Source organism: Afipia birgiae 34632, assembly GCF_000308295.2.
Classification (GTDB): domain Bacteria; phylum Pseudomonadota; class Alphaproteobacteria; order Rhizobiales; family Xanthobacteraceae; genus Afipia; species Afipia birgiae.
The window spans coordinates 754,298-773,234 of the sequence record NZ_HG326652.1 but is presented as its reverse complement, the minus strand read 5'-3'; the positions used below and the strand labels follow the sequence as shown (position 1 = coordinate 773,234).

19 protein-coding genes and 1 pseudogene are annotated in these 18,937 nt (G+C 62.1%); 11 read left to right on the top strand and 9 right to left on the bottom strand.

Annotated features, from left to right (window positions below):
* Positions 1-217 (bottom strand): annotated as a pseudogene (locus BN32_RS03725) (hypothetical protein).
* A 55-nt stretch (positions 218-272) separates the two neighbouring features.
* Between BN32_RS03725 and ruvX the strand changes: the two are divergent.
* Positions 273-764, top strand: a complete 492-nt coding sequence (ruvX, locus tag BN32_RS03720; protein WP_019196762.1) for a Holliday junction resolvase RuvX — start codon at positions 273-275, stop codon at positions 762-764.
* A gap of 3 nt (positions 765-767) precedes the next feature.
* The gene (locus tag BN32_RS03715) at positions 768-1,694 is read left to right on the top strand and encodes an AEC family transporter (protein WP_019196761.1); all 927 of its coding nucleotides are present in this window, start codon (positions 768-770) and stop codon (positions 1,692-1,694) included.
* An 8-nt stretch (positions 1,695-1,702) separates the two neighbouring features.
* Here BN32_RS03715 and BN32_RS03710 read toward each other — a convergent pair whose 3' ends face one another.
* From BN32_RS03710 to BN32_RS03695, 4 genes are all read right to left on the bottom strand, one after another.
* Entirely contained in the window at positions 1,703-2,479 is a 777-nt protein-coding gene (locus BN32_RS03710; protein WP_019196760.1) for a CPBP family intramembrane glutamic endopeptidase, read from the bottom strand.
* 153 nt (positions 2,480-2,632) lie between these two features.
* Positions 2,633-4,282: an acyl-CoA dehydrogenase family protein gene (locus tag BN32_RS03705; RefSeq protein ID WP_019196759.1), complete on the bottom strand. Its 1,650-nt coding sequence runs from the start codon at positions 4,280-4,282 to the stop codon at positions 2,633-2,635.
* A gap of 62 nt (positions 4,283-4,344) precedes the next feature.
* Positions 4,345-4,626 (bottom strand): Asp23/Gls24 family envelope stress response protein, encoded by a 282-nt coding sequence (locus BN32_RS03700; RefSeq protein ID WP_040425937.1) that lies wholly within the window; start codon positions 4,624-4,626, stop codon positions 4,345-4,347.
* A 94-nt stretch (positions 4,627-4,720) separates the two neighbouring features.
* Entirely contained in the window at positions 4,721-5,464 is a 744-nt protein-coding gene (locus BN32_RS03695) for a M15 family metallopeptidase (RefSeq protein ID WP_051488479.1), read from the bottom strand.
* A gap of 184 nt (positions 5,465-5,648) precedes the next feature.
* On the opposite strand from BN32_RS03695, the gene BN32_RS03690 reads away from it, so the two are divergent.
* The 3 genes from BN32_RS03690 (at position 5,649) to plsY (ending at position 8,730) form a co-directional block, all read left to right on the top strand.
* Positions 5,649-6,602: an aspartate carbamoyltransferase catalytic subunit gene (locus BN32_RS03690; protein ID WP_040425414.1), complete on the top strand. Its 954-nt coding sequence runs from the start codon at positions 5,649-5,651 to the stop codon at positions 6,600-6,602.
* A 167-nt stretch (positions 6,603-6,769) separates the two neighbouring features.
* The gene (locus BN32_RS03685; RefSeq protein ID WP_019196755.1) at positions 6,770-8,071 is read left to right on the top strand and encodes a dihydroorotase; all 1,302 of its coding nucleotides are present in this window, start codon (positions 6,770-6,772) and stop codon (positions 8,069-8,071) included.
* A gap of 47 nt (positions 8,072-8,118) precedes the next feature.
* Entirely contained in the window at positions 8,119-8,730 is a 612-nt protein-coding gene (plsY, locus tag BN32_RS03680; protein WP_019196754.1) for a glycerol-3-phosphate 1-O-acyltransferase PlsY, read from the top strand.
* A 164-nt stretch (positions 8,731-8,894) separates the two neighbouring features.
* Here the strand turns inward: plsY and BN32_RS03675 are convergent, their stop codons facing one another.
* Positions 8,895-9,176: a BrnA antitoxin family protein gene (locus tag BN32_RS03675; protein WP_019196753.1), complete on the bottom strand. Its 282-nt coding sequence runs from the start codon at positions 9,174-9,176 to the stop codon at positions 8,895-8,897.
* On the bottom strand, positions 9,157-9,423 hold the full coding sequence (locus BN32_RS03670) for a BrnT family toxin (protein WP_019196752.1): 267 nt from the start codon (positions 9,421-9,423) through the stop codon (positions 9,157-9,159). Before BN32_RS03670 ends, BN32_RS03675 begins: the two co-directional genes overlap by 20 nt.
* A 122-nt stretch (positions 9,424-9,545) precedes the next feature.
* Between BN32_RS03670 and dprA the strand changes: the two genes are divergently transcribed.
* Positions 9,546-10,670, top strand: coding sequence for a DNA-processing protein DprA (dprA, locus tag BN32_RS03665; protein ID WP_040425933.1), 1,125 nt, complete (start codon positions 9,546-9,548; stop codon positions 10,668-10,670).
* A gap of 132 nt (positions 10,671-10,802) precedes the next feature.
* Here dprA and BN32_RS03660 read toward each other — a convergent pair whose 3' ends face one another.
* Entirely contained in the window at positions 10,803-11,576 is a 774-nt protein-coding gene (locus tag BN32_RS03660; protein ID WP_040425413.1) for an SDR family NAD(P)-dependent oxidoreductase, read from the bottom strand.
* A 114-nt stretch (positions 11,577-11,690) separates the two neighbouring features.
* On the opposite strand from BN32_RS03660, the gene BN32_RS03655 reads away from it, so the two are divergent.
* Entirely contained in the window at positions 11,691-12,140 is a 450-nt protein-coding gene (locus BN32_RS03655) for a winged helix-turn-helix transcriptional regulator (protein ID WP_040425931.1), read from the top strand.
* Here BN32_RS03655 and BN32_RS03650 read toward each other — a convergent pair.
* Positions 12,137-12,355, bottom strand: a complete 219-nt coding sequence (locus BN32_RS03650; protein ID WP_019196748.1) for a hypothetical protein — start codon at positions 12,353-12,355, stop codon at positions 12,137-12,139. The two genes, BN32_RS03655 and BN32_RS03650, sit on opposite strands and share 4 nt — an antisense overlap.
* Before the next feature lie 245 nt (positions 12,356-12,600).
* Here BN32_RS03650 and topA point away from each other — a divergent pair, with 245 nt between their 5' ends.
* Genes topA through BN32_RS03630 form a run of 4 tightly spaced genes read left to right on the top strand, consistent with a single transcriptional unit; the run spans position 12,601 to position 18,921 of the window.
* On the top strand, positions 12,601-15,378 hold the full coding sequence (gene topA / locus BN32_RS03645; protein WP_019196747.1) for a type I DNA topoisomerase: 2,778 nt from the start codon (positions 12,601-12,603) through the stop codon (positions 15,376-15,378).
* On the top strand, positions 15,378-17,708 hold the full coding sequence (rnr, locus tag BN32_RS03640) for a ribonuclease R (RefSeq protein ID WP_019196746.1): 2,331 nt from the start codon (positions 15,378-15,380) through the stop codon (positions 17,706-17,708). Before topA ends, rnr begins: the two co-directional genes overlap by 1 nt.
* Positions 17,709-17,728: 20 nt before the next feature.
* Entirely contained in the window at positions 17,729-18,190 is a 462-nt protein-coding gene (locus BN32_RS03635; RefSeq protein WP_019196745.1) for a DUF983 domain-containing protein, read from the top strand.
* Positions 18,187-18,921 carry an NUDIX hydrolase gene (locus tag BN32_RS03630; protein WP_019196744.1) on the top strand — a complete coding sequence of 245 codons (735 nt, stop codon included), beginning with the start codon at positions 18,187-18,189 and terminating at the stop codon, positions 18,919-18,921. Before BN32_RS03635 ends, BN32_RS03630 begins: the two co-directional genes overlap by 4 nt.
* The last annotated feature ends 16 nt before the right edge of the window (positions 18,922-18,937 follow it).

Genomic DNA, 18,937 nt, shown 5'->3' with positions numbered 1-18,937 from the left:
TCAAGCACCCGCTCCCTGCCTGAACTGCCCGCGCCGCAAGGCGACCACCGCCCAGATCGCCTCGACCACCCCATGCGCCCAGCAAAAAGCCGTAAGCCGAGCCGAGCGCACAGGCCGCTGCGAAGCCGAGCACGAACCACGGACTGCGGTCCTCAAATGCATAACAGACCAGCATTGTCGTGACGGCGAACAATCCGAATAACGTGAGCCCGACCATCTCTTCATCCTATTCCCGCTTTGCAACGCTTGTATCCTGCGTGATAAGCGAAGCAATGCCTGCATCCATTTTACCGCTGATCGAGGCCGCCGCACTCTGGCCCGCACGAGGGGCCCTGATCGGGCTCGATCTCGGCACCAAGACCATTGGCGTTGCCGTGTCCGATCCCGACCGAAAGCTCGCCACCGGCATCGAGACGATTCAGCGCAAGACCTTCACCGCCGACGCCGCGCGGCTGCTAGCGCTGTCCGGCGAGCGCCATGTCGTGGGCTTCATTCTCGGGCTCCCGATCAACATGGATGGCAGCGAAGGACCGCGCGCGCAGTCGACGCGCGCGTTCGCTCGGAATTTCTCCAGACTGACGGAGCTTGCCATCGGCCTGTGGGACGAACGCCTGTCCACCGTCGCGGTGGAGCGCGAACTGATCGACATGGACATGAGCCGCGCCAAGCGCGCCAAGGTGATCGACGAGCACGCGGCGATCTTCATCCTGCAGGGTGCGCTGGATCGGCTCGCAACGTTGCGCAAGGCATCGGGAGAGCATTGACCGATGCTGACAATTATTGCGGCAATCGTGCCGATCTTCCTGCTGATCGTGACGGGCTTCGTTCTGCGGCGCGTTCTTATTAAAGAAGAATCTCATTGGGTCGGCACTGAGCAACTCGTCTACTATGTGCTGTTCCCGGCACTTCTGTTTCGGACACTCAGCCGTGCAAAGCTTGCGGAGGTTCCGCTGCTCGGTGTCGGCGGCGCGCTGCTGATTGCCGTACTGTTGATGGCGGCGCTTTGCCTCATGTTGCGGCCGGTCCTGATGAGGCGGCTTGGCGTGAGCGGCCCGTCGTTCACCTCGATCTTCCAGTGCTCCTGCCGGTGGCAAACCTATGTCGCGCTGGCGGTCGCCGGAAACCTGTACGGCGAAGTCGGACTCACCCTCGCCTCTGTGGCGATGGTGGCGATGATCCCGATTTTGAATATCATGGCAGTCTGGGTGCTGGCTCATTACGCCTCGCCCACACGGCTGTCATGGTCGCGCATTCTTCTCACGATCGCGCAAAATCCCTTTATCTGGGCCTGCGCACTCGGACTGGCCGCCAACCTGACCGGTTTGACGCTTCCGAAATGGATCGATGAATTCATCGATGCGCTCGGTCGCTCGTCGCTCGCGCTCGGACTGCTCGTTGTCGGCGCGGGGCTTCAGCTCCGGGGCGTCCTGCGTCCGGACCCGCCCGCGATACTATCGTGCATTCTGAAGCTGGTTGTGATGCCCGTCATGGCAGTATCGCTCGGCCTTGCGTTCGGACTTTCGGGTGCAAATCTTGCGATCGTCGCCTGCTGCGCCTCTGTGCCGACAGCGTCGAGCGCCTATGTTCTGGCACGGCAGATGGGAGGCGATGCTCCGCTGGTTGCAGAGATCCTGACGATGCAGACAGCGCTCGCCATCGTCACGATGCCCGCGGCCATTGCGCTAGTGACCTGACCTGATTTTCAGGAGTTGTTCGCCAGCCAGATGGTCTGCACCGTGGCAGCAAGATTATTAAGGCCGTGCAGGATCACCGGTAGCCATGTCGAGTTGCTGAGATAGCGCAGATAGCCGAGCAGCAATCCGATGGAGAAGACCTGCGCGAGAAAGAACCAGTTGTACTGCAGGTGCATCAGGGTCCACACCGCAGACGATAGCAGGATGGCGCCGGCGGGGCGCAAGAAGGATTCCGACCAGCCGCGATAGAGAAATCCGCGGGCGAAGAATTCTTCGGTGATCGGCGCAGCTACGCAGAACGCAAACACCAGAAGCCACAGCGCGCCGTCGGCCCGCGCAGATTTCAACACGTCGACCATGAATCCCGGCGAGGACTCGCGCCCTGCCACGCGGCTGATCACTTCCCACGCCACCATCAGCAGAACCAAGCTCGCCACACCGGCTGCCAGCATGGTCCACGATGTCGAGCGCAATGCCAGATAGTCGGCAAAGGGCGTCCGCGACACCCGCGTCGCTATCCATAGCATGATGAGAATGGCGGGCAGTCCCATGATGACCGACAGCGAGATAATCCGTCCATTCGAGAGCAGCGCGGTCAATGAACTGGTATCGAGTGGCCCGTCACCGGTGATCAGAAGCCACCCGACCACCACGGCCTGCCCGGCGAACATCGCTCCAAACAGCGCAAGCCCCCACAGGCTGGTTCCGACAAACTTCCAGACTCGTGGCTCGCGGCCCGGCGGCGACACAGGCGCAAGGCCGGCGGGGCTTTCAGCGGCAGTCATGGTCTGATCTCCAGCTTATTGATCGCCTCGGAACCGATTTTGAATTGCAGTCATTAAAAAAATGACCCATTCCGCCATCTCAAAACGACGCGATCCTGTCATTGAACCGCAGGGGCTGAATGCTTCGTCGCAATCACTCCCTCGCAAATGGATTCAAGCCGGCAAGGCACGGTCCAGCAGGCCGCGAATGTCGTCGTTGGGGAGATCGACCGCGCCGTAGAGGGCACCGTGGTCCGCAGCAAGACGCGTCGCCGCAAACAGTTCGGCATGTTTTGGCGATATCTCATGGAGCGCGGCGGCGGCGGCAACCAGCGCAAGCTTCTCCACCGCGAGCCGCGCGACGCGCTCGGCGTCAGGCTGGCGAAACGACTTCGCGATGAAGCCCACCGCTTCGACCACACCTGGAAGGCCCTTGGTCTGGTCGACCAGACCACGCAAAACATCCGCCGCAGCGTCTGCTTCGCGTGACAGCGCGCGCAGCACATCGAGGCACATCACATTGCCCGAACCTTCCCAGATCGCGTTGACCGGCGACTCGCGGTAATGCCGCGCCAGAATGCCCTCCTCGACGTAACCGTTGCCGCCGAGGCACTCCATCGCCTCGTAGAGGAATCCCGGTGCGCTCTTGCAGGTCCAGTATTTCACCACCGGCGTCAGCAGCCGCATATACGCCGCTTCCGCCTTATCAGCGGGGGCGCGGTCGAACGATCTGCAGAGCCGCATCACCAGCGCGGTCGAAGCTTCCACATGCAGCGCCATGTCGGCGAGCACGCTGCGCATCAGCGGCTGATCTGCAAGATGCTTCTGGAACACGCTGCGATTGCGCGCGTGATGAAGCGCATGCGCGAGCCCCGAACGCATCAGCCCCGCAGAGGCCAGCGAACAATCCTGCCGGGTCAGCGAGACCATTTGGATGATTGTCGGAACCCCGCGTCCCTCTTCGCCGAGCCGCAGCGCATAGGCATTTTCGAATACCACTTCCGATGACGCGTTGGAGCGGTTGCCAAGCTTGTCCTTCAGCCGCTGGAAGTAAATGCCGTTGACCGACCCATCCGGCGCGAAGCGCGGCATGAAGAAACAGGTCAGTCCGCCTTCCGCCTGCGCAAGCACGAGGAACGCGTCGCACATCGGCGCCGACATGAACCATTTATGCCCGGTGATACGGTACGCATCACCGTCACGCACCGCGCGCGTGATGTTGGCGCGCACATCCGTGCCGCCCTGCTTCTCGGTCATACCCATGCCCATGGTCATGCCGCGCTTGGTCCACCACGGCGCGAAAGCCGGATCGTAAGAGCGCGTGCCGAGCACCGGCATCACCTTCGCGCGCAATGCAGGATCGACCGACAGCGCACCGACCGCGGCACGCGTCATGGTGATCGGGCACAGGTGCCCGGTCTCGACCTGCGCGGCGATAAAGAATTTCGCGCCGCGCACGACTTCGGATGCGCCGCCCGCGGCATCGCCGTTTTCATTCCATGTCGAATTGTGAATGCCGGCGTGGGCACTGTGCGCCATCAACTCGTGATAGGCCGGATGGAATTCGACCTCGTCGCGGCGAAAGCCGCGCGCATCGAAGGTCTTCAGTTTCGGCGTGTTCTCGTTGGCGACGCGGCCGCGCTGCGCCATCGCCGCGGAGCCCCAATGCCTGCCGAAGTCGGCAAGTTCCGCTGCTGCCGCCTTCCCGCCATTGACCGACACGGCCTCCGCGAGCGGGCAGTCGAGGGAGAACAGGTCAACGTCCTCAAATGGAGGCGATTGGTTAAAGACATCGGTCGTTGCGGACAAGGACAATTGAGCCATGAGTCGTTCCCGGAAATGAGAACGACAGGCTATACTGGAACGCGGCGCGTTTCACGTCACCGTTACGAAATGTTGGGTGTGGCCCGATCTTCGCCGACGGGCGGTTCCGGCTTTTCCTTGGCCTGCGGAAGGTCATCATAACCCCGACGGCTGCTATAGAACGTCAGCGCCATCAAACCGAAACCGATGATAAGCGAGAAGAAAACTCCCAGTCCCATCGCGATATAGCCGTGGATCGACATCTGCACGTCGGCGTGTGACGTCCAGCCCTGCCATGCCCACCAGATTGTCGCTGCAAGGATGGCGAGAAGAATCGCCGTGATCGTTATTCCGCCCCTGCTCATGACGAGGCCTTTCCGGGTCAGGTGCGCTGGGTCGCGCACCTCTTCGGAAGAGCTATAATCGAGCGGCCAAAATTCAACCCCACACGCGCCGCAATTATCGCTTCGCCACCGGAAAATCGAACGTTGCATTGCCCGGCCCCGGCAGCGAAAAGTGCCACCATTCCAGCCGGAAATTCGAGAAACCCTGCCGCGCCATCGCGGACACAAGGGTCTCCCGCCATTTGCGCTGCTGCGGTGTGATCACCTTCGAGCCGGTATGCGCCTTCTCGTCCGAGCAATCGTAGCCGGCGCCCATGTCGACGCTGCTGTCCGGCGCGCGACGATGTTGCGATTCCGTGCAATCACCATAGTCGGCCTTCGGATCGAACGGCGCGACCTTTGACACGGGCAGTTGTACCAGCGTGAGGTCCACCGCCTTGCCGGTCGAGTGTCCGGAATGTTTGGCAATATAGCCTAAGCGAAAGAGATCGGCTTTGCGCATCCTCGGGTTGTAGCGCCGCTGCGCCGGCATCTCAGAGCCGTCCTGCGCCCACGCGTACATGTCATCCACCGCGCGCTGCGGCCGATAGCAGTCGTACACCTTGAGCGAGAGTCCGCGCGGCTTCAGATCCTGCTGCACGCGTTTCAGCGCCGCTCCAACACGGCGGGTGACAATGCACTCGCCCGCTTCGTAACCGTTCAGCACGCGCCCGACGAAATTGTTCGCCGTAGCGTAGCGCATATCCTGAATGATGGTCGGGTCGATATCGCGCAGATAGACAAAGCCGGCGGGCACCGGCTGCGCGACCGCAGCCGACGTCCCGAGGCCCACGAGCAGGATTGCGGTTGCAAGTTTCATGATCCGGCGTCCGATATCGTCATGCCGAGGAAGCCCGGCCATGACGGCGAAAATACGATAGGTGCAATGTTCCACAGCACGCTTTCGACCCGTTTACCCTGCCCGGACATGAGCGGGGGAAAACTCCGCAACCGCCGAATCCGCCTTGCTCCCCCGGGCAAGTCTGCCTATAGCTCTTGCTTTAATGACAACTGCATCGAAATCGAGTTTTGTCCTCGGACACCGGCATTTGCTGGGCATCGAGGGCCTTTCCGCGGCCGACATCAGCGGCCTTCTGGACCTGTCCGAAGAGTTCGTCGAACTGAACCGGCAGGTCGACAAGAAGCGCACCAATCTGCGCGGCCGCACCCAGGTCAATCTGTTCTTCGAAGCCTCGACGCGAACCCAGTCCTCGTTCGAGATCGCGGGCAAGCGGCTTGGCGCCGACGTCATGAACATGTCGGTGTCGTCCTCCTCGATCCGCAAGGGCGAGACGCTGATGGATACCGCGATCACGCTCAACGCCATGCACCCGGACATTCTGGTGGTACGGCATCATGCGTCCGGCGCGGTGGAACTGCTCGCCCAGAAAGTCGACGGTTCGGTCATCAATGCCGGCGACGGTGCGCATGAACACCCGACGCAAGCACTGCTTGACGCACTCACCATCCGACGCAACAAGGGGCACATTGAGGGCCTGCTGGTGGCGATCTGCGGCGACGTGTTGCATTCGCGGGTCGCGCGCTCCAACATCATCCTGCTCAATGCCATGGGCGCTCGCGTGCGCGTGGTTGCGCCCTCCACGCTGTTGCCGCCCGGCATTGAGCGCATGGGTGTCGAGGTGGCGCGTGACATGCGCGAAGGACTTGACGGCGCGGACATCGTCATGATGCTGCGGCTGCAGCGCGAGCGCATGAACGGCTCATTCGTGCCGTCGAGTTCGGAATACTTCCACTATTACGGGCTCGACCAGAAGAAACTCGGCTATGCCAAGCCCGAAGCGCTGGTGATGCATCCCGGGCCAATGAACAGAGGCGTCGAAATCGACTCCATCGTGGCGGACGGCGCGCAGTCGCTGATCCGCGAACAGGTCGAAATGGGTGTGGCGGTGCGCATGGCGGTGCTTGAAGCGCTCGCCCGCAACCTGCCCAACGCGTAACTGGTGCGCTGAATGCGAAGTTCCTGCGGCCGATGCGGCGAGTTCTTTCAGGAACTTCGCATTCAAAAGCGCACCAGAACAATTATGGATACTCGTGTCCCTTTGGTTCTGGCGTTCGTAAGAGCAGCCGCTGAAAAGGGATACGAACGCCAGAACCGGGACACGAGATGAGAACAGACCGCCGCCCCATCCTCCTCGCCAACGCCCGCCTGATCGATCCGTCGCGGGATCTCGACGGCCCCGGCGATGTGCTGATCGCCGACGGCACCATTCGCGATGCACGGCGCGGCATCGGCGCAGCCGGCGTGCCCGAAGGCACAGACATTATTAATTGCGCCGGCAAGGTCGTGGCCCCAGGCCTCGTGGACATGCGCGCCTTCGTCGGCGAGCCAGGTGCAGGCCATCGCGAGACCTTTGCGTCCGCGAGCCTCGCAGCAGCTGCGGGCGGAATCACCACCATTGTCTGCCAGCCCGACACCAAGCCCGTGATCGACAATTCCGCGACGGTGGATTTCATCCTCCGCCGCGCCCGCGATACCGCCATCGTCAACATTCATCCCATGGCCGCACTGACCAAGGGCATGAAGGGCGAGGAAATGACCGAGATCGGCCTGCTCAAGGCGGCCGGCGCGGTCGCTTTCACCGACGGTGACAGAAGCGTGATGAACGCGCTGGTGATGCGCCGCGCGCTGACCTATGCCCGCGATTTCGACGCGCTGATAGTCCATCACACCGAAGATCCGAACCTTGTCGGCGAAGGCGTGATGAACGAAGGCGAGTTCGCGTCGCGGCTTGGCCTGTTCGGAATTCCCAATGCATCCGAGGCCATGGTGCTGGAGCGCGACATGCGCCTCGTGGCGCTGACCGGCGGACGTTACCACGCAGCTTCCCTCACCTGCATCGACTCGCTCGACGTTCTCAAGCGCGCCAAGGACGCCGGTCTCGAGGTCAGCGCCTCAGCCTCGATCAATCATCTCGCGCTGAATGAAAACGACATCGGCCCCTATCGCACCTTCCTGAAACTGTCGCCGCCGCTGCGCACCGAACAGGATCGCGCCGCGCTGGTCGCCGCCCTCGCCTCGGGCCTGATCGACGTCATCATGTCGGATCACAACCCGCAGGACGTCGAGGTGAAGCGTCTGCCGTTTGCCGAAGCTGCCGCCGGCGCCATCGGCCTGGAGACTATGCTGTCGGCAGGTCTACGTCTCGTTCACTCCGGCGAAATCGACCTCAAGACACTCATTCGCGCCATGTCCACCCGCCCCGCCGAACTGCTTGGCCTGCCCGGCGGCTCATTGCGTCCGGGGTCGCCCGCCGACGTGATCGTGATCGATCTGGATACGCCTTGGGTGCTCGATCCGGCGGACCTCAAGTCCCAGTGCAAGAACACGCCATTCGACGAAGCGCGGTTCAGCGGCCGCGTCGCGCGCACCATTGTTGACGGCCGCACCGTCTATGAACATGTATGAGTGCGGCCCACCGCCGCGCTTTTAACTTTGACGACGTGTGAGGCGATATGAGCGGTTTCCTGACGGCCTTTGCTCTCAGCTTCGTGCTGGCCTTCCTGTTCGGCTATCTCTGCGGCTCGATTCCATTCGGGTTGATCCTGACGAAACTCGCAGGCACGCCGGATCTGCGCTCGATCGGCTCAGGCAATATCGGCGCGACCAATGTGCTGCGCACTGGCAACAAGGGCCTCGCCGCCGCGACGCTGCTTGGCGATATGCTGAAAGGCACGATTGCCGTCATCGTCGCCGGACATTTCGGCGGCCCTAACGCCGCGATTGCCGCGGGCGTCGGCGCCTTCGTCGGTCATCTTTTTCCGGTGTGGCTGAAGTTCAAGGGCGGCAAAGGCGTCGCGACCTATATCGGCGTGCTGCTCGGATTGTTCTGGCCCGCCGCGCTGGCGTTTTGTGCAATCTGGATCGCGGTCGCGCTGATCTTCCGCTACTCGTCGCTGGCGGCACTCGTCGCAAGCGTCCTGGTGCCGGTGATGCTGTTCTGGGCGCAGCATACGGCGCTCGCCGCCGTCTTCGCGCTCATGACCGCCGCGCTGTGGATCATGCACCGCGCCAACATCCAGCGGCTGATGAACGGCACCGAAGGGAAGATCGGAAAGAAGGGGTAAGCCCAATTTTCACAGGCCCATTGTCACTCTTTACCAAGGTGTCGCAAAGCTCCCGCTGAGCCGGGTAACGCAGCGACCGGAGGTGGAAGCAAAGGACCAGAGGGACTAAATTCTCACTGCGCCAACTACGCTCTCTCAGTAGCGCAGCGCAGGCGTCAAGGCGGTTAACCCGCCTTCAACTTTCTCGCCTTCCGAAGATCTGCGTTGATGCGCGTCTGCCAACCGTCGCCTGTCTTGCGATAGGCTTCCAGAACATCGGCATCGAGCCGCAGCTTGATCGCCTCTTTCGGCTTGTCGAGTTTCGGCCGCCCGCGCGAACGGACGATCTCTTCAACGATATCCTTCAGCGTCGTGCCGGGCGGATACTTCTTGGCGCGCGCGAAATCGGCTTCGGTCCATTCCGGATTGTCGTCATCGAAAACAGGCTCATTCTTTTTGCGGGGCATATCGTTTCATCTCCTTGGTATGGGCCCGGCGAAGACTGATGGCGCGGACATTGCCGCCCCGCACTGTGAACACGAGACAGTAAGCAAGGCCGTCGATAAACCCGTAAGTCCGATGCCGGACTTCATTGTAGTTAAACCGCGCATCTTCGACCCTTGCCACGCCAACGATATCTACAGCACGAGCCAGCGAGATGCCGTGCTTGCGGATGTTCTCTGCATCCTTGGCCGGATCGAACTCGATCCTCATATATTATTGTACCCCCAATAAATCAAGCATCAAATTGGAAATCAAAGTGGCCTGCCAATAACCGAATGAGAAATCTTGTTCATTACCCGCTCTTGCGCAACACTCCCCTCCACGGGGGCCGCGTGGACATCAAGACTTCAGCCACGACCAGACTGACCGACGCGCAGCGCATCGACTGGCTGCGGCTGATCCGTTCCGACAATGTCGGGCCGCGCACCTTCCGCTCCCTCGTCAATCATTTCGGCAGTGCACGCGCAGCGCTCGATCGCCTGCCTGATCTCGCCCAGCGCGGCGGCGCCTCCAAGGTTGGCCGAATCTGCACACAGCTGGAGGCGGAGCGCGAGATCGATAGCAGCAAGCGGATCGGCGTCGCCCTGATCGCTCCGGGTGAGTACGGCTATCCGCCGCGCCTTGCCTTGATCGACGACTCCCCGCCGCTGCTCGGCGTGCGCGGCGTTTTGAATGTCCAGACCCAACCGATGATCGGCATCGTAGGCTCGCGCAACGCATCCGGTGCCGGACTGAAGTTCGCGCAGACCATCGCGCGCGATCTCGGCAGCGCCGGATTTGCAATCGCCTCAGGGCTAGCGCGCGGCATCGATCAGGCCGCGCATCGCGTCACGCTCGATAGCGGCACCGTCGCGGTACTGGCGGGCGGACATGACAAAATCTATCCGGCCGAGCATGAAGACCTGCTGGCCGCGATCATCTCGTCAGGCAGCGGCGCGATTTCCGAAATGCCGCTCGGCCACGGCCCCCGCGCGCGGGATTTTCCCCGCCGCAACCGGCTGATCTCCGGCGTCTCGCTTGGAGTCATCATCGTCGAGGCCGCGCATCGGTCGGGCTCGCTGATCACCGCGCGCTTCGCCAATGAACAGGGCCGCGAGGTGTTCGCCGTGCCCGGCTCTCCGCTCGATCCGCGGGCAGCGGGGACAAACGACCTGATCAAACAGGGCGCGACGCTGGTGACAGAAGCCGCCGACGTCATCAACGCGGTTCAGCCGATCATGGGCCGTCCAGTCGAGTTGCCGATGAGCGAGCCCGAAGACGGCCGGCCAATGGACGACGAGCCCGCCGCCAGTGACCGCGCACGTATTCTCAACCTGCTCGGTCCTTCGCCCATCGGCATCGACGATCTCATCCGCATGACGGATGTGTCGCCCGCCGTGGTGCGCACCGTCCTGCTCGAGCTTGAACTGGCAGGACGGCTGGAACGTCACGGCGGCGGGATCGTCTCATTGCTCTAGAGAAAGGCCGTTATTCCGGATGACCGTGCAAAGCGCGGTCGATCCGGAATCTCGATGTGACAAATGAGGAATTCGACGAGATTCCGGATTCGCGCGTTTCACGCACGCCCCGGAATGGCACCTGTAACCTTATCATCCCCGATAGATCGGCGCGCCGGCGGGAGATGCCATCGAACCGCCATCGACGAAGATCTCCTGCCCCTGCACATGCGCCGCGTCGTCCGACGCGAGGAACAGCACGGTCTTCGAGATGTGGTCGACCTCGCCCATCCGTCCGAGCGGCGTGCTGGCGGAGATGCGCTTTTCGAGCATCTTCTCGGCTTCAGGCGTCGCGATACCTGGCCCCCAGATCGGCGTGCGCGTGCCGCCGGGCGAGACCACGTTGACGCGGATGCCGCGCGGCGAAAGTTCGGACGCCATCACGCGCGCCATCGCGCGCACGCCGGCCTTGGTCGCCGCATAAGCCGAGTAGCCGGGATTGCCGAGTACCGAAATCACCGAGCCGTTGAGAATGATCGACCCGTTGTCGTTGAGGTGCGCGACTGCCGCCTGCACCGTGAAGAACACGGCGGTGAGATTGGTCTTGATGACGTTCTCGAACGCCGCGAGCGTGGTGCCGCCGACCGGCGTGTTGCCGGCGATGCCCGCATTGGCAAACACGATGTCGAGCTTGCCGAACTTCTTCACCGCCTGCGCGACTGCACCTTCGAGCTGCGCGACATCGGTGGCGTCGGCTTTGATGCCGAAACCGTTTGGCCCCAGTTCCGCCATTGCGGAATCGAGTCTGGCCTGATCCCGCCCCGTGATCGCCACATGGGCCCCTTCGGCTACGAAAAGCTTCGCCGTGGCGAGGCCGATACCGCTGTTGCCGCCCGTGATGAGTGCCGTTTTGCCCTTTAGCCTCATGGAACGCTCCTGTTTTGATCGACTTGGTTTCTGGTTTCATAATGAAACTACACTTGCTGAATAGGACCTCTGGTTCTATAATGCAACCACAATCTCGTGAACGGAGGTCAGGCCGTGAAACGCAAGAGTCTTCAGGGCGATCTGTGCCCTATCGCGCGGACGCTGGACGCCATCGGCGACTGGTGGTCGCTGCTGATCATCCGCGATGCGCTTATCGGCGCGCGGCGCTTCAGCCAGTTTCAGAAGAATCTTGGAGTTGCGAAGAACATCCTGACCGTGCGGCTGCGCTCTCTGGTGTCGCAAGGCATTCTCGAGGTGCAGCCGGCATCGGACGGCAGCGCTTATCAGGATTATGTGCCGACAGCGAAGGCGCGTGCGCTGTTTCCGGTACTGGTCGCCTTGCGGCAGTGGGGTGAAGAATACGCCTTTAAACCAAGCGAAACTCGCAGTTCGTTGGTCGATCGAAGGGACGGATTACCGCTCGGCAAGTTGCGGATCCTCGCCCATGACGGCCGCGCACTGGACCAAGCGGACACGAAGGTCGTGGCTCCGGCGTTGGCCTAGAATTTGCCGGGCGTGAGCCGCTGCCTGACGAATTCATCCGCTTCGAGCCGCGCCATGTCGAGCAGGTGCGCCAGCATGTCGAGGCGGTGGCGGCGCGAGAGCTGCGCCAGTTCCGCAACAGCCTCCGAAATGACGCTTGCCGCTTCAACCGGACCGCCATCCCTGGCGAGTGAATCGGTCCGCAACACATCACTGTGACTGTCGCGAGCGGCCATCCGGCCCCCTTCCAAACCAAGGGAATTTGTCCATTTAAGTGTATTTTACAATTGTACACGCATATGGAGCGCAACCACAAGTATGCATTACATACAACCTATACGAGCATTTCGACTTCAAAACAGGTCTCCTCACCAGATCCCGATTTGACAGCGGACCACCTTTTACCCATGTATCGGGCAAGCCAGCCTGATGGAATCTTGCGATTCCGGCCCGCGTATCCCCTATAAGTTATTGGAATCAAATGAATCTCGTCATTGTCGAGTCGCCTGCGAAGGCCAAGACGATCAACAAGTATTTGGGCTCGGGCTACGAGGTTCTGGCCTCGTACGGCCATGTCCGCGACCTTCCGGCCAAGAATGGATCGGTCGATCCGGACGCCAATTTCCAGATGATCTGGGAAAACGATCCCAAGGCGGCTGGCCGCCTCAACGATATCGCCAAGGCACTTAAGGGCGCGGACAAGCTGATCCTCGCAACCGACCCTGATCGCGAAGGCGAGGCAATCTCCTGGCATGTCCTGGAGATCATGAAACAGAAGCGCGCGCTCAAGGACCAGAAGATCGAGCGCGTGGTCTTCAACGCCATCACCAAGCAGGCCGTCACCGAGGCCATGAAGAATCCGCGCGAGATCGACGGCGCGCTGGTCGACGCCTATCTGGCGCGCCGCGCGCTCGACTATCTGGTGGGGTTCACCCTCTCCCCTGTTCTCTGGCGCAAGCTGCCCGGCGCGCGTTCCGCTGGCCGGGTGCAGTCCGTCGCATTGCGGCTGGTCTGCGACCGCGAACTCGAGATCGAAAAATTTGTCCCGCGCGAATACTGGTCGCTGCTGACCACGCTGGCGACTCCTCGCGGTGAATCCTTCGAGGCGCGCCTCGTCGGAGCCGACGGCAAGAAGCTGCAGCGCCTCGATATCGGCACCGGCGCGGAAGCCGAGGATTTCAAAAAGGCGATCGAAGCCGCGAATTTCACCGTCTCCGCGGTGGAAGCCAAGCCGGCGCGCCGTAATCCGCAGTCCCCGTTCACGACATCGACGCTGCAACAGGAAGCCAGCCGCAAGCTCGGCTTTGCGCCTGCGCACACCATGCGCATCGCCCAGCGTCTGTACGAAGGCATCGACATCGGCGGCGAAACCACCGGTCTCATTACTTATATGCGTACCGACGGCGTGCAGATCGATCCGTCTGCCATCACACAGGCCCGCAAGGTGATCGGCGAGGACTACGGCAAGGCTTACGTTCCGGATTCCCCGCGCCAGTACACATCCAAGGCAAAGAACGCACAGGAAGCACACGAAGCTATCCGCCCGACCGACCTGTCGCGCCGTCCTTCATCGCTGAAGGCAAGGCTCGATAACGATCAGGCCCGGCTTTACGAATTGATCTGGATGCGCACGGTCGCGAGCCAGATGGAATCCGCCGAGATGGAGCGCACCACCGTCGATATTACGGCGAAGGCCGGCGCGCGCGTGCTTGAATTGCGCGCCACGGGTCAGGTCGTGAAGTTCGACGGCTTCCTCGCCGTTTATCAGGAAGGCCGCGACGACGATCCCGAGGACGAAGACAGCAAGCGCCTCCCGGTGATTAACCAGGGCGAAGCGCTTAAGCGCGAAAGCCTCAACGTCACCCAGCATTTCACCGAACCGCCGCCGCGTTTCTCGGAAGCCTCGCTCGTGAAGCGCATGGAAGAACTCGGCATCGGCCGCCCTTCCACCTATGCGTCGATCATTCAGGTGCTGAAGGATCGCGGCTATGTGAAGCTCGAGAAGAAGCGTCTGCACGGCGAGGACAAGGGCCGCGTCGTCGTGGCCTTCCTTGAGAATTACTTCGCGCGCTATGTGGAATTCGATTTCACCGCAGATCTCGAAGAAAAGCTCGACAAGATTTCAAACAATGAAATCTCGTGGAAGAAGGTGCTGGCGGATTTCTGGAAGGACTTCATCGGCGCCGTCAACGATATCAAGGACGTCCGCGTCACCGAAGTGCTCGACGTGCTCGACGCGATGCTCGGCGAACATATTTACGAGCCGCGTGCTGATGGCGGCGATCCCCGCCAGTGCCCGAGCTGCGGCAACGGCAAGCTCAATCTGAAGGCCGGCAAGTTCGGCGCTTTCGTCGGCTGCTCGAACTATCCCGAATGCCGCTACACACGGCCTCTCGCCGCGTCGAGCGGATCGAGCGATCGCCCGCTGGGCAAGGATCCGGTGTCTGGCCTTGAAGTTGCTGTCAAGGCCGGACGTTTCGGCCCATATATCCAGCTCGGCGAGCCTAAGGACTACGGCGAGGACGAAAAGCCGAAGCGCGCGGGCATTCCGAAAAACATGTCGCCCGCCGACGTTGAACTCGAACTTGCGCTGAAGTTGCTGTCGCTGCCGCGCGATATCGGACCGCATCCGGAGGACGGCGAAGTGATTACCGCCGGCATCGGACGTTTCGGTCCGTTCGTGCGCCACGGCAAGACCTATGCAAGCCTTGAAGCAGGCGATGAGGTTTACACCGTTGGTCTCAACCGGGCTGTGACGCTGATCGCGGAGAAGGTCGCCAAGGGGCCGAGCCGCCGTTTCGGCGCCGATCCGGGCAAGCCGCTCGGCGAGTATCCCGCACGCGGCGGCACCATCATGGTCAAGAGCGGCCGTTACGGCGCCTACGTGACCATCGACGGCATCAATGCCACCATCCCGAGCGACAAGACGCCGGAGACCATCACGCTGCCGGAAGCCATCGCGCTGATCGAGGAGCGCGCGGCCAAGGGCGGCGGCAAGCCGAAGCGCGCGGCCAAGAAGGCTGCGAAAAAGCCCGCGAAGGTCGCTACCGCCACAAACGGTGCCGCCGAATCCGAGGCGCCTGCGAAGAAGCCTGCCGCCAAGAAAAAGGTCGCCGCGAAAAAGGCTGCGCCAAAGAAAGCCGCAGCCGAACCCGTCTCGCTGAAGGATGCAAAGGCCAAGGCGGAAGTCGCGAAGGTCGCGGCGGCCAAGGTCGCCAAGATCGCGGAAAAGAAGAGCGCCGGTAAAGCACGCGGATAATGAAAAAGAAAAGCGACGCGACAACTGCCTTTCCCGACAGAGAGAGCATTGTTGCGTTCGTCAAGGCGCAACCTGGTGAAGCCGGGACACGCGAACTGGCGCGGCATTTTGGATTGAAGAACGAATCCCGCGCGGCGCTGCGGCGCATTCTGCGCGAACTCGCCGACGAAGGACTGATCGCCAAGCAGGGCAAGAAGGTCCACGAGGTCAAGGCTCTTCCCCCAACCATTGTTGCAGACATCACGGGCCGCGACAGCGACGGCGAGTTGATTGCTTCCCCGGCCGAATGGCTTGAAGAAACAGACGGCCCTGCCCCGGTCATCCGCATCCATGTCCCGCGCAAGGCCGCATCCGGTACCGCTGCGGGCGTCGGCGACCGTGCGCTGCTGCGGATCGAGAAGCCCGACAACAAGCATGAAAAAACCTATCGCGGCCGTGTCATCAAGCTGCTCGACAAAGCCAGAAACCGCGTGCTCGGAATTTTCCGTACGCTGCCGAATGGCGACGGACGCCTGATCCCGATCGACAAGAAGCAGGTCGGCCGCGAACTGGCGATCACTGCCGCCGACGCAAACGGTGCGCAGGACGGTGATCTGGTCAGTGTCGAACTGATGCGCTCGCGCGGTTACGGACTGCCATCCGGCCGGGTGAAGGAACGCCTCGGCTCGCTCAAGACCGAGAAGGCTGTGAGCCTGATCGCGATCCACGCACACGAAATTCCGCAGGAATTTCCCGCCGACGTCATCCGGGAATCCGAAGCTGCCAAGCCCGCAACGCTTGCGGGACGCGAGGACTGGCGCAATGTGCCGCTCGTCACCATCGATCCACCGGATGCGAAGGACCACGACGATGCGGTCCACGCGGAATTGGACAGCGACCCGAGCAACAAGGGCGGCTACATCGTCAACGTTGCCATCGCCGATGTCGCGTTCTACGTGCGCCCGCAATCGCCGCTCGACCGCGAGGCGCTCAAGCGCGGTAATTCGGTCTACTTCCCAGACCGCGTGGTGCCGATGCTGCCCGAGCGCATCTCCAACGATTTGTGCTCGCTGAAGCCCGGCGAGCCCCGCGGCGCTCTCGCCGTGCGCATGGTGATCGACAAGGACGGCCGCAAACGCTCGCATACCTTCCATCGCGTGCTGATGCGGTCGGCCGCAAAACTGAACTATGCGCAGGCGCAGGCCGCCGTCGATGGGCGCCCCGACGACACCGCCGGCCCCCTGCTCGATCCAATCCTGAAGCCGCTCTATGACGCCTACGCGCTGGTGAAGCGTGCGCGCGACGAGCGCGATCCCCTCGATCTGGATTTGCCGGAGCGCAAGATTCTCCTGAAAGCCGACGGCACGGTGGACCGCGTGGTGACGCCGGAACGACTCGACGCCCACCGGCTGATCGAAGAGTTCATGATTCTCGCCAACGTCGCGGCGGCGGAAACGCTCGAGAAGAAAGCGCTGCCGTTGATCTATCGCGTGCATGACGAGCCGACGGTGGAGAAGGTTCACAACCTTCAGGAATTCCTGAAAACCCTCGACATCTCCTTTGCGAAGACGGGCGCATTGCGCCCGACGCTGTTCAACCGCGTGCTTGCCCATGTCAAAGGCCACGACTCGGAGCCGCTGGTGAACGAGGTGGTGCTGCGCTCGCAAGCGCAGGCGGAGTACTCGGCGGACAATTACGGCCACTTCGGCCTGAATCTCAGGCGTTACGCTCATTTCACATCGCCTATCCGGCGATACGCAGATCTTATCGTGCATCGCGCGCTGATCCGCGCACTCGGACTTGGCGAAGGCGCGCTGCCCGACACCGAGACGTTTGAAACACTGAGCGAGGTGGCTGCGGCAATTTCGCTCACTGAGCGCCGCGCGATGAAAGCCGAACGCGAGACCGCCGACCGGCTGATCGCGCATTTCCTTGCAGATCGCATCGGCGCGACGTTCGAAGGGCGAATCTCCGGCGTCACCCGTGCAGGACTGTTCGTAAAACTGACCGATACGGGCGCCGATGGCCTCATTCCCGTGCGCACGCTCGGAAGTGAGTATTACAACTACGACGAGACCCGCCACGCCCTGATCGGATCGCGCAGCGGTGCCATGCATCGATTGGGTGACGTCGTGCAGGTTCGTCTGGTAGAAGCTGCCCCGGTGGCTGGCGCGCTGCGGTTCGAATTGCTGTCCGAAGGACGGACTGCTCCGCGCGGTGGCCGCATGCGCGATAGCCGCGCCGGTAAGCCGCACACAGGCGGCAAGACTCGGCCAGGCCGCGACAAGAAGGACGGAAAGAAATCGCGCAAGCCTTCCCGCAAGGCGCGCAAATCGAACAAGAAGGGCTAGTGCCTTTCAAAGGAGCCGTTATGGAAAGCCGCACAATGCCCGCCGCGACGTGGACATCGACATCTCAATCGCTGCCCAAGCGCGATCTCTGGCAGGCGATGGCCCGCGGCTTACGCTGCCGCTGCCCGAGCTGTGGCGAAGGCAAGATCTTTCGCGCCTTCCTGAAAGTGGCCGACAAGTGCCCGGCCTGCGGAGAGAACCTGAGCCATCACCGCGCCGACGATCTGCCCGCCTATCTCGTGATCGTCATCGTCGGGCACATCATTGTGCCCATTGCGCTCTGGATCGAGACCAACTACGCGCCATCGATGCTGCTGCAACTGGCGTTCTACTTGCCCTTCACGCTGGTCTCGTCGCTGTTGCTGTTGCAGCCGGTCAAGGGTGCAGTGGTAGGATTGCAGTGGGCGTTCCGCATGCATGGCTTTGACGAAAGCCGGCCCGAGGGCGTCGAGGAAGGCACCATTGCGAAGCTGGTGAAATGAGCGAGCCTGAGAAAGAAGAGAAGGAAGACGACAGTCATCCTTACCGCCGCCCGAAAGATGCCGCGACGCTGATTCTCGTTGATCGCAGCGGAAGTGTGCCCAAGGTTCTGGTCGGCAAACGGCATGACAAGGTCATCTTCATGCCGGGCAAGTTCGTGTTCCCCGGCGGACGTGTCGATGCCACCGATAACCGCGTTCCGGTCGCGGCGGACATTCCGAAGGCTCTGGAAAAGAAACTGACCGGCGGCAGCCCGAAGATCGCGCCAGCTCGGGCTCGGGCGCTGGCCGTCGCAGCCATTCGCGAAGCCTGCGAGGAAACCGGGCTTTGTCTGGGACGGCAAGTCGCGCGTATGAACGGCGCAGCGGCGAAGCTCACCGGCGAGTGGAGGCCGTTCGCCGACGCCGGGCTGCTGCCCGACCCGTCCGGACTGTTCCTGATCGCCCGCGCCATCACTCCGCCCGGCCGGGTCCGGCGGTTCGACACACGGTTTTTTACCGCCGACGCATCGTCGATCGCGCACCGGGTTGAAGGCGTCGTCCATGCCGATGCCGAACTTGTTGAGCTTGTGTGGGTCGAGCTTGGTTCGCTGTCTCTCGCGGATCTTCATCAAATGACGAAGATGGTGCTGCGCGAACTGGACAAGCGCCTCGCACTGGGCCCGCTATCGCATGCGGCGGAGGTGCCGTTTTTCCACTTCTACGACGGCAAGATGCAGCGGGACGTCATCTGATTCTGCCTCCGGTGGA

Bases quoted from the DNA above. Each gene is read 5' to 3' on its own strand.
- BN32_RS03635 (WP_019196745.1), top strand. From the start codon at position 17,729: ATGGAAAGCCGCACAATGCCCGCCGCGACGTGGACATCGACATCTCAA.
- BN32_RS03695 (WP_051488479.1), bottom strand. From the start codon at position 5,464: ATGAAACTTGCAACCGCAATCCTGCTCGTGGGCCTCGGGACGTCGGCT.
- BN32_RS03650 (WP_019196748.1), bottom strand. From the start codon at position 12,355: ATGGCCGCTCGCGACAGTCACAGTGATGTGTTGCGGACCGATTCACTC.
- rnr (WP_019196746.1), top strand. From the start codon at position 15,378: ATGAAAAAGAAAAGCGACGCGACAACTGCCTTTCCCGACAGAGAGAGC.
- BN32_RS03715 (WP_019196761.1), top strand. From the start codon at position 768: ATGCTGACAATTATTGCGGCAATCGTGCCGATCTTCCTGCTGATCGTG.
- plsY (WP_019196754.1), top strand. From the start codon at position 8,119: ATGAGCGGTTTCCTGACGGCCTTTGCTCTCAGCTTCGTGCTGGCCTTC.
- BN32_RS03660 (WP_040425413.1), bottom strand. From the start codon at position 11,576: ATGAGGCTAAAGGGCAAAACGGCACTCATCACGGGCGGCAACAGCGGT.
- BN32_RS03685 (WP_019196755.1), top strand. From the start codon at position 6,770: ATGAGAACAGACCGCCGCCCCATCCTCCTCGCCAACGCCCGCCTGATC.
- BN32_RS03630 (WP_019196744.1), top strand. From the start codon at position 18,187: ATGAGCGAGCCTGAGAAAGAAGAGAAGGAAGACGACAGTCATCCTTAC.
- topA (WP_019196747.1), top strand. From the start codon at position 12,601: ATGAATCTCGTCATTGTCGAGTCGCCTGCGAAGGCCAAGACGATCAAC.
- BN32_RS03700 (WP_040425937.1), bottom strand. From the start codon at position 4,626: ATGAGCAGGGGCGGAATAACGATCACGGCGATTCTTCTCGCCATCCTT.
- BN32_RS03710 (WP_019196760.1), bottom strand. From the start codon at position 2,479: ATGACTGCCGCTGAAAGCCCCGCCGGCCTTGCGCCTGTGTCGCCGCCG.
- BN32_RS03670 (WP_019196752.1), bottom strand. From the start codon at position 9,423: ATGAGGATCGAGTTCGATCCGGCCAAGGATGCAGAGAACATCCGCAAG.
- BN32_RS03675 (WP_019196753.1), bottom strand. From the start codon at position 9,176: ATGCCCCGCAAAAAGAATGAGCCTGTTTTCGATGACGACAATCCGGAA.
- BN32_RS03690 (WP_040425414.1), top strand. From the start codon at position 5,649: ATGACAACTGCATCGAAATCGAGTTTTGTCCTCGGACACCGGCATTTG.
- BN32_RS03705 (WP_019196759.1), bottom strand. From the start codon at position 4,282: ATGGCTCAATTGTCCTTGTCCGCAACGACCGATGTCTTTAACCAATCG.
- ruvX (WP_019196762.1), top strand. From the start codon at position 273: ATGCCTGCATCCATTTTACCGCTGATCGAGGCCGCCGCACTCTGGCCC.